This window comes from Myroides odoratus (assembly GCF_965118575.1).
GTDB lineage: Bacteria > Bacteroidota > Bacteroidia > Flavobacteriales > Flavobacteriaceae > Flavobacterium > Flavobacterium odoratum_B.
In genome coordinates, this window is the sequence record NZ_CBCPHW010000053.1 from 1 (window position 1) to 745 (window position 745).

Genomic DNA, 745 nt, shown 5'->3' on the forward strand with positions numbered 1-745 from the left:
TCTTAATGGTACTACTACCGATGTAGGATTTAATGCAATTCGAACTAGCGATGGTTTTTACATTAGTGAAAATAATCAGTTAAAATCATTTTCTACAGGTTTACAAAATGCTGGAGATGCTATGACATACGCAGGTTTAGGGTTATCTATTACAGGTATTGGTGCTCCATTAGGAGGTGCTATGATGACAGTTGGTGGAGGGATGAGCTTAGCTGGAGCAGGGATTGAAGCTGGATTTATGTTTGACAGAGGTGAAAAAAGGAATGCATCATTGAAATTAGGAATGTCTTTAGCTTTTGTTGGGACTGGTAAATTAGGAATAATGGCTGCAGAAAAGGCAGTTGGAAAAGGTTTAAGTACTGGAACTGAAACATTAATTAATGGTGTTAATCTAACTGTAGAGAAAACAATAGGAGTAGATACGGAAAAAATATTAAAAAAATAATAAACAGTATGGAATATATAATAATTAGTCTATTTATGATAATTATTGGCATAATAGGAATTTTAAAAAACAAATGGCCAAAATATAAAGATGGACCTGGTTTTGCAATAGAAACAAATTATTACTTTGCTTTTTATGTGTTAGTTATTATGGGAATTGTTTTCTTGATATTAGAAATAAAGAGTTACTTTTAAAAGTGTAAAACACAAAACCCCGCTAGTCAAATGATTAGCGGGTTTTATGTTTTATAAAATAGCTTGTAATTTTCTTTGTTTAATAAAGGCATCAAGTAGCGCAAAT

Annotated in this window: 2 protein-coding genes; both read left to right on the forward strand. The window is 31.5% G+C overall.

Going from position 1 to position 745, the window contains the following annotated elements; all coding sequences use genetic code 11:
• Positions 1-445 (forward strand): hypothetical protein (locus ACMHJ2_RS17750; RefSeq protein WP_413514181.1); only part of this gene is annotated, 445 nt, incomplete at its 5' end.
• A gap of 8 nt (positions 446-453) precedes the next feature.
• Positions 454-639 carry a hypothetical protein gene (locus ACMHJ2_RS17755; protein ID WP_413514182.1) on the forward strand — a complete coding sequence of 62 codons (186 nt, stop codon included), beginning with the start codon at positions 454-456 and terminating at the stop codon, positions 637-639.
• Positions 640-745 lie beyond the last annotated feature (106 nt).